The 7,663-nt window shown below is 75.1% G+C and carries 8 protein-coding genes; 7 read left to right on the plus strand and 1 reads right to left on the minus strand.

Annotation, left to right across the window (positions count from 1 at the left end; translation table 11 throughout):
- The 7 genes from VF468_01080 to lexA all read left to right on the plus strand — a co-directional run.
- The coding region (locus VF468_01080; GenBank protein HEX5876916.1) for a vitamin B12-dependent ribonucleotide reductase at window positions 1–1,743 on the plus strand (1,743 nt) is incomplete at its 5' end.
- A 346-nt stretch (window positions 1,744–2,089) separates the two neighbouring features.
- The gene (locus tag VF468_01085; GenBank protein ID HEX5876917.1) at window positions 2,090–2,584 is read left to right on the plus strand and encodes a hypothetical protein; all 495 of its coding nucleotides are present in this window, start codon (window positions 2,090–2,092) and stop codon (window positions 2,582–2,584) included.
- Between the two features lie 9 nt (window positions 2,585–2,593).
- Window positions 2,594–3,502, plus strand: coding sequence for a GNAT family N-acetyltransferase (locus VF468_01090; GenBank protein ID HEX5876918.1), 909 nt, complete (start codon window positions 2,594–2,596; stop codon window positions 3,500–3,502).
- A 270-nt stretch (window positions 3,503–3,772) separates the two neighbouring features.
- Window positions 3,773–4,261, plus strand: a complete 489-nt coding sequence (locus tag VF468_01095) for a hypothetical protein (protein ID HEX5876919.1) — start codon at window positions 3,773–3,775, stop codon at window positions 4,259–4,261.
- 80 nt (window positions 4,262–4,341) lie between these two features.
- The gene (locus VF468_01100; protein ID HEX5876920.1) at window positions 4,342–5,025 is read left to right on the plus strand and encodes a response regulator transcription factor; all 684 of its coding nucleotides are present in this window, start codon (window positions 4,342–4,344) and stop codon (window positions 5,023–5,025) included.
- Complete coding sequence (locus VF468_01105) at window positions 5,018–6,226, plus strand: HAMP domain-containing sensor histidine kinase (GenBank protein HEX5876921.1); 1,209 nt, start codon at window positions 5,018–5,020, stop codon at window positions 6,224–6,226. The genes VF468_01100 and VF468_01105 overlap by 8 nt, the downstream gene beginning before the upstream one ends.
- Window positions 6,227–6,332: 106 nt before the next feature.
- A complete protein-coding gene (gene lexA, locus VF468_01110) occupies window positions 6,333–6,941 on the plus strand; it encodes a transcriptional repressor LexA (GenBank protein HEX5876922.1) in 609 nt (202 codons plus the stop codon).
- Between the two features lie 100 nt (window positions 6,942–7,041).
- Here lexA and VF468_01115 read toward each other — a convergent pair.
- Window positions 7,042–7,663 (minus strand): protein phosphatase 2C domain-containing protein (locus VF468_01115; protein ID HEX5876923.1); only part of this gene is annotated, 622 nt, incomplete at its 5' end.

The raw sequence follows: 7,663 nt of genomic DNA on the forward strand, positions 1-7,663 counted from the left end.
TGCAGCGAGTACATGCACCTGGACAACTCGGCCTGCAACCTGGCCAGCCTGAACCTGCTCAAGTTCCTCGACGGGGACGGGCGCTTCGACGTGGCCGCGTTCCGGCACGCGGTCGAGATCGTGTTCCTGGCCCAGGAGATCATCGTCGGCAACTCCTCCTACCCGACCGAGCGGATCACCCAGAACGCCAAGGACTTCCGGCAGCTCGGGCTCGGCTACGCCAACCTGGGGGCGCTGCTCATGGCCCTCGGCAAGGCCTATGACTCCGACGGCGGGCGGGCCTGGGCGGGGTCGATCACCGCGCTCATGACCGGGCACGCCTACCGGACCAGCGCCCGCATCGCCCAGGTGACGGGGCCGTTCGCCGGCTACCCGAAGAACCGGGAGCCGATGCTGCGGGTGATGGGCAGGCACCGGGCCGCCGTCGACGAGATCGACGCCTCGCTGGTCCAGACCGACCTGTTCGAGGCCGCCCGCACCGCCTGGGACGAGGCCATCGAGCTCGGCGGCGAGCACGGCTACCGCAACGCCCAGGCGAGCGTGCTCGCCCCCACCGGCACCATCGGCCTGCTGATGGACTGCGACACCACCGGGATCGAGCCCGACCTGGCCCTGGTCAAGACCAAGAAGCTGGTCGGCGGCGGGTCGATGTCGATCGTCAACCAGACGGTGCCGCGGGCCCTGCGGACCCTCGGGTACGCCGACGAGCACGTGCAGGCGATCACCGAGTACGTGGCCGCGAACAACTCGGTGCAGGGCGCGCCGGTGCTGCGCTCGGAGCACTACGACGTGTTCGACTGCGCCATGGGCGACTCGCCGATCCACTACATGGGCCACATCCGCATGATGGCCGCGGCCCAGCCGTTCCTGAGCGGGGCCATCTCCAAGACGGTGAACATGCCCGAGCACGTCACGGTCGAGGACGTGGAGCACGCCTACGTCGAGGGCTGGAAGCTCGGCCTCAAGGCGCTGGCCATCTACCGGGACAACTGCAAGGTCGGCCAGCCGCTGTCGGCCGACAAGAAGGTGACCACCGACACCGGCGCGGTCATCGAGGTCGACCAGGCCCCGGTGCGCCGGCGCCTGCCCAAGCAGCGGCCGTCGCAGACGACCTCGTTCCGGGTCGGGGACATCGAGGGCTACCTGACGGCCGGGTCCTACCCGGACGACGGGCTCGGGGAGATCTTCTTCAAGGTCTCCAAGCAGGGCTCGACCCTGTCGGGCGTGATGGACGCGTTCGCGATCGCCATCAGCCTCGGACTCCAGTACGGGGTGCCGCTGGAGGCGTACGTGGCCAAGTTCGTCAACATGATCTTCGAGCCCAACGGCATGACCGACGACAAGGACGTCCGCATCGCCCAGAGCCTGGTCGACTACCTGGCCCGCCGGCTGGCCATCGACCACCTGGACGTCGAGACCCGCCAGGCGCTGGGGATCAAGACCACCGCCGAGCGCACCGCCGAGGTCAACGGCACCGCCGAGCCGGTCCCGGCCGGCGAGGCCGCAGCCCCGGCCCCGGTGGCCGAGGTGCCGGGACCGGTCCCGGTCGAGCTCCAGCAGCGCCCGGCCACCCCGGCGGCGGCGGCGCAGGCCGCGGCGGCGCCGGCAGCCCAGGCGCCGGCCTTCACCCCGGGCATGGCCGCGGTCGACGCCCCCTACTGCTCGACCTGCGGGGTCCGGATGCGCCCGGCCGGGTCGTGCTTCGTCTGCGAGTCCTGCGGCACCACCAGCGGGTGCAGCTGATCCCGGGCGCCGGTAGCGCTGCTCGATCGGGTGCTGCCGAAGGTGTAGGGCCGCAGGGCGGCCGGGTCGCGGTAGTCCTCGAACGCGGCGCGGCCTGGGGGTTGCGGGCGCCGCCGTGGCCGCCCGTCCGCGCAGCGACCACCCGCCACCGGCATCGATCAACGCCGCCGCGCTGAGCCGCCCACCCCCAGCAGGAACCTGCGTCGATCCGGCGGCCCGGTTCCGGAGAGGCCAGGCGCTGAACGCGAGGCCGCGTAGCCCAGTTCCGGCGACCCGGCGCCCTACAGCTCGGCCCGGAACGACTCCAGGCGTCGGCCAGCTCGCGAGGGCGGCTGAGGGCGACGCAGTGGCTGCCGTCGATCTCGTCCGGGGCGATGGCCAGGCGGTCCTGCACCACCCGGCGGTGGGCGCCGTCTCGGGCGCCATGCTGGCCCGCTGGGCGGCCGACCGGTTCGGCGTCGGCCCGGCCATGATCGGCAGCTGGGTGCTGGCGGCCGCCGGCACGCTGCTGGTGCCGCTGGCCGCCGGGCCCGCCGTGGTGGTCGTCGCGATGCTCGCCGTCTCCAAGGCGTTCGAGGGCATCACCGACACGGTGGCGAACATCCACCAGTGGAGCCTGCGCCAGGTGGTGACGCCGGACCACCTGGCCGGCCGGGTCACGGCCGGCCACCGCTTCACCGTGTACGGCGCCAGCGCCGTCGGCGCCCTGGCCGGTGGCGCGCTCGGCGGCGCCGTGGGCCTCCGGCCGGCGCTGACCATCTGCGCGATCGGGGCGCTGCTGTCGCCGCTGCCGGCCGTGTTCTCGCCCCTGCGACGCCTGCGCGAGCAGCAGCCCGCGTAGGCTGCCGGCATGGATGCCGAGCTCCGCCTCCGGGCGCTCGACCCGGGACGCGACCGGCCGCTGCTGGAGCGGCTCTGGGAGCGGGCGCTCGGGCCGGTGTGGCCGCTGCTTCCCGGGGGGCTCGACATCGTCCGCGACGGGCTCGTGGCCGAGCCCCGGCGCGGCGGTGGCCCGGGCGGCGGGGCGCTGGGGATGGTGGCCGTCGACCCCGCCGGGAGCATCCCGCTGCTCCTGGTCGACCCGGCCGTCCAGCGCCAGGGCGTCGGGACGCGGCTGCTGCAGGCGGGGCTGGAGCGGCTCGGGGCGCTCGGGGCGGGGACGGCGGGGCTGGGGAGCGGCGGCGACGACTACGTCTGGCCGGGGGTGCCGGACGACCTGCCGGCCGCGGCCGCCTTCTTCGCCGCCCGGGGGTGGCGGTACGACCACACCGTGGCCGACCTGACCGCCGACCTGCGGGGGTACGAGGCGCCGGCCGGGGTGGGGGAGCGGCCCGGGCGGGCTGGCGTCTCGCTCCAGGTGCTGGCCGAACGGGACCGGGCCGAGGTGCTCGCCTTCGAGGCGGCCACCTTCCCGGAGTGGGTGGTGTGGTTCGAGCGGCTGGAGGCCTCGGTGCTGGTCGCCCGCGACCGGGCGGGCGGCGTCGTGGGCACGCTGCTGTTCTCCGGCCCGCCCGGCGCCACCATCTACGAGCCGCTGCTGGGCCGCGACGCCGGCACCATCGGCTGTGTCGGGGTGGCCGCGGCCGCCCGCGGCGCCGGGGTCGGCAGCGCCATGGTGGCCAGGGCCTCGGAGCTGCTGCGGGACGCGGGCACCCGCGCCTGCCACATCGGCTGGACCCAGCGGGAGCGGTTCTACGCCCGCCTCGGCTACGCCCCCTGGCGGCGCTACCACATGGCCCGCCGGGCCCTTCCGGGCTGAGCCCGACCCGCCCGCAGCACTCGGTGACGGCGATGCGCGATCCTGGGCCTGGCGAGCGACCGACCGGAGGCGGCCGGCCAGGTCCTGGTCATCCGTGAGCCCGGGTGGTTCCAGCACCGCGCCTTCAAGGGGCCGGACACGGACGTCAACCTGCACCAGGCCCGGTCCCGGGCTCCGTGAGGCCTCCCCGGGGCGTTCACAACTCCTTCACGGCGGGTCGGCAGCATCGGGAACGACCGAAGCAACGCCGACAACGAGGAGGATGATGCGATGCGTCGGACGATGGTGATCGGGGCGGCGATCCTCGCCGTCCTGGCCGTGATCGGGATCGGGGTCGCGGCCTACAGCGCCGGGGTCGACGAGGGGATCTCCCGGGAGCTGGCCCAGAGCGGCGACACCGACCAGGTGGTCAGGGTCGTCGGCCACGGCTGGGGCTACGGCTACGGCCGCGGGTTCGGGTTCCCGTTCGGGCTGATCCTGTTCCCGCTGTTCGTGATCGGGCTCGTGCTGCTGATCCGGGGCGCGTTCGCCCGCGGGCGCTGGGGCGGGCCGCCCCGGTGGTGGGGTCCCGGCGGCTGGGGCCCCGGTGGCCCTGGAGGCCCGGGCGGCTACGGCCCACCCGGACCGTGGGGCGGCCAGGCGGCGTTCGACGAGTACCACCGCCGCCTGCACGAGCAGCCCGGGACGCCGGCCGCGCCCGGTGACACCCCCGCCGAGGGCGGCACCCGGGAGGCGCCGCCGGGGACGGGCACCGCGTAACCGGACGAGCCAGCCGGCAGGGCGGAGGGTTGCCTCCGCCCCGCCGGCTCGTCAGGCTTCGGGCGAGCTGGGAGGGACAGGTGAAGCGGATCCTGGTGGTCGAGGACGAGAGCAGCATCGCCCGGCTGGTCCGGGACTACCTGGAGCACGCCGGGTTCGAGGTGGTGGTGGCCGGCGACGGGGAGGTGGCGCTGGCCGAGGCCCGGCGGGCCCGGCCCGACCTGGTCGTGCTCGACCTGGGACTGCCCGGGCGGGACGGCCTGGACGTGGCCCGGAGCCTGCGCCGGACCTCCAACGTGCCGATCGTGATGCTGACCGCCCGGGGCGACGAGACCGACCGGATCGTCGGCCTGGAGCTGGGCGCCGACGACTACGTGGTCAAGCCGTTCAGCCCCAAGGAGCTGGTGGCCAGGGTCCGGGCCGTGCTGCGGCGGACCGAGGCGGCCGGGCCCGGCGGCTCCGAGGTGCTCCGGGTCGCCGACGTCGAGGTCGACCTGCCCCGCATGCGGGTCGCCGTCGGCGGCCGCCCGGTCGAGCTCACCCCGACCGAGTTCCAGCTGCTGGCGGCCATGGTCCGCGAGCCCGGCCGGGTGTTCACCCGCGGCCAGCTCCTGGACGCGGTCCACGGCGTCGCCTTCGAGTCCTACGAGCGGGCGGTCGACGCCCACGTCAAGAACCTCCGCAAGAAGATCGAGCCCACTCCCGGGCGGCCCCGCTACCTCCTCACCGTCCACGGCGTCGGCTACCGGTTCGCCGATGCCTGACAACGGCCCAGCCGGCAGGGAGTCCGGTCCGGCGGCGGAGGGCGGGGGCGGGCCCGGGCCGCCGTGGGGGCGCCACCGCGGGTACCCGGCCGGGCAGTGGCGGCCGGGGCGGCCGCCGCCGTGGTGGCCGGAGGGAGAGCCGTTCCCGCCATGGCGGGGCGGGCCGCGGCGGCGGTTCCCGCGGCGGGTCGGATTCCTGGTGGCGCTCGCCGTCGGGCTCCTGTTCCTGGCCAGCGGGCTCGCCTGGCGGCTGCTCTGGGGCGGCCAGTACGGGCCGGAGGACGGCCGGGGCTGGAACGGCCCCCCGTTCCCCCTGCTGATCCTGGGCCTGCTCGCGGTGGCCTTCGTGGCCGGGCGGGCCGTGCGGCGGATGGCGGCGCCGATCGGGGAGGTGATGGAGGCCGCCGACCGGGTCGCCGGGGGCGACTACTCGACCCGGGTGCAGCCCCGGGGCCCGGGCGAGGTCGGCCAGCTGGCCCACTCCTTCAACCAGATGACCGAGCGCCTGCAGGCCAACGAGACCCAGCGCCGGGCCCTGCTGGCCGACGTCGCCCACGAGCTGCGGACCCCGCTGTCGGTGATCCGGGGCAACGTCGAGGGCATCCTCGACGGGGTCTACCCGGCCGACGAGACCCACCTGGCCCCGGTCCTGGAGGAGACGGCGGTGATGGCCCGGCTGCTCGACGACCTCCAGACCCTGTCGACCGCCGAGGCCGGGGTGCTGCGGCTCCACCGCGAGCGGGTCGACCCGCTCGCCCTCGCCCAGGACATGACGGCCGCGTTCCGGGCCAGGGCGGACCGGGCCGGGGTCGGGCTCGCCTGCCGCGCGGCCGCGCCGGTCCCCGAGGTCGACGTCGACCCGGTCCGGGTCGGCGAGGTCCTGGCCAACCTCCTCTCCAACGCCATCCGGCACACCCCCCGGGGCGGGTCGGTCGATGTCCTGGTCGGCCCGGACCCGGCCGGGGTGGCCGTCAGCGTGGCCGACACCGGGCCCGGGATCGACGCCCGCGACCTCCCGCACGTGTTCGACCGGTTCGTGAAGTCGGCCGACTCGGGCGGGGCCGGGCTCGGGCTGGCCATCGCCAGGAGCCTGGTCGAGGCCCACGGCGGCCGGATCACGGCCGAGAGCACACCCGGGCGGGGGACCGTGATGCGGTTCGTGCTCCCGGCTGTGGAAGACTCCACCGGTTCGTCGGGGTGACGGCTTACCCTTGTCTGGCACGCATCCGGCGTGCAGCATGGAAGGTGACGGAACGGGCATCCCGACCGAAGCCGACGGCGGCGGGTGGGCGGGGGTGAATGGTCTGGTGACGAACGGCGAGCTGGGCGCGACCGGCCAGCGGATCTACGACTACATCCGCGAGTCGCACGCGGCCACGGGCCTGGTGCCCACGGTGCGCGAGATCCGTGAGGCGATCGGGGTCAAGTCCATCGGGACGGTCGGCTACTGGCTCGACAGGCTCGAGGCGCTGAACCTGATCCGCCGCGACGCCGGCAAGAACCGGTCCATCCAGCTCCGGGGCGAGTCCCCGACGGTCCCGGTGCCGCTGGTCGGCGAGATCCGCGCCGGGTCGCCGCTCCTGGCCGAGGAGCGGGTCGACGGGAACTTCGTCCTGCCCCGCCAGCTGGTGGGGGAGGGCACCCTGTTCATGCTCCGGGTGCGCGGCGACTCGATGATCGACGCCCAGATCGCCGAGAACGACTACGTGGTCGTGCGCGCGCAACGGGACGCCCAGAACGGCGACATCGTGGCCGCGCTGGTTCCCGGGACCGAGGACGGCGCCACCATCAAGCACTTCTCCCGCAAGGGCGACCGGGTCCGCCTGCTCCCCGCCAACAGCGAGTACAAGCCGATCCCGTTCGGGCCCGACGGCCGCATCCTCGGCAAGGTGGTGACGGTCCTCCGGCGGGTCTGACCCGCGGCCAGGCCAGGGTGCGAGCAGGCGGTCAGGCGAGGCTGCGGACGGCCGCACCACCACCGCGCCCGAGGCGCACGGGTCCATGGCCATGGGCCCGTCAGGCGACCCGGATGAGGACGACGGTGATGTTGTCGGGGCCGCCGGCGGAGTTGGCGGCGTCGATCAGGGAACGGCAGGTCGCGTCGCCGTCGGGCTCGGCGGCGAGGAGCTGGGCGATCTTGACGTCGGGGACGACCTCGGTGAGGCCGTCGGAGCAGAGGAGGACCTGGTCGCCGGAGGTGAGCTCCAGCGGGTCGGGGGTGTCGACGGGGACGCGGGGGTCGAGGCCGACGGCGCGGGTGAGGATGCTGCGCTCGGGGTGGATGGCGGCCTGCTCGGGGGTGAGGCGGCCCCGGCGGACCAGCTCGCCGACCACGGTGTGGTCGGTGGTGAGCTGCTCCAGCGACCCGTCGCGGAACCGGTAGGCGCGGCTGTCGCCGACGTGGGCGAGCTGGAGGTGGTGGTCGCCGGCGACGGCGGCGGCGGTGAGGGTGGTGCCCATGCCCCACAGGTCGGGGTCGCCGGTGGCCCGGTCGAGGATGGCCGAGTTGGCCTGCCGGACCGCCTCGGCCAGGGCCTCGGCGGCCTCGGCGGGATCGGCGAACTCGCGGCCGTCGAGGGCGGCCAGCGGCTCCACAGCCGCCGCCGAGGCGACCTCGCCGCCCTGGTGGCCGCCGAGG

Source organism: Actinomycetota bacterium, from assembly GCA_036280995.1.
GTDB lineage: Bacteria > Actinomycetota > CALGFH01 > CALGFH01 > CALGFH01 > CALGFH01.

What these genes read in the sequence shown, in the direction of transcription:
- VF468_01090 (HEX5876918.1), top strand. Translation starts at nt 2,594, where the DNA reads ATGGATGCCGAGCTCCGCCTCCGGGCGCTCGACCCGGGACGCGACCGG.
- VF468_01095 (HEX5876919.1), top strand. Translation starts at nt 3,773, where the DNA reads ATGCGTCGGACGATGGTGATCGGGGCGGCGATCCTCGCCGTCCTGGCC.
- VF468_01105 (HEX5876921.1), top strand. Translation starts at nt 5,018, where the DNA reads ATGCCTGACAACGGCCCAGCCGGCAGGGAGTCCGGTCCGGCGGCGGAG.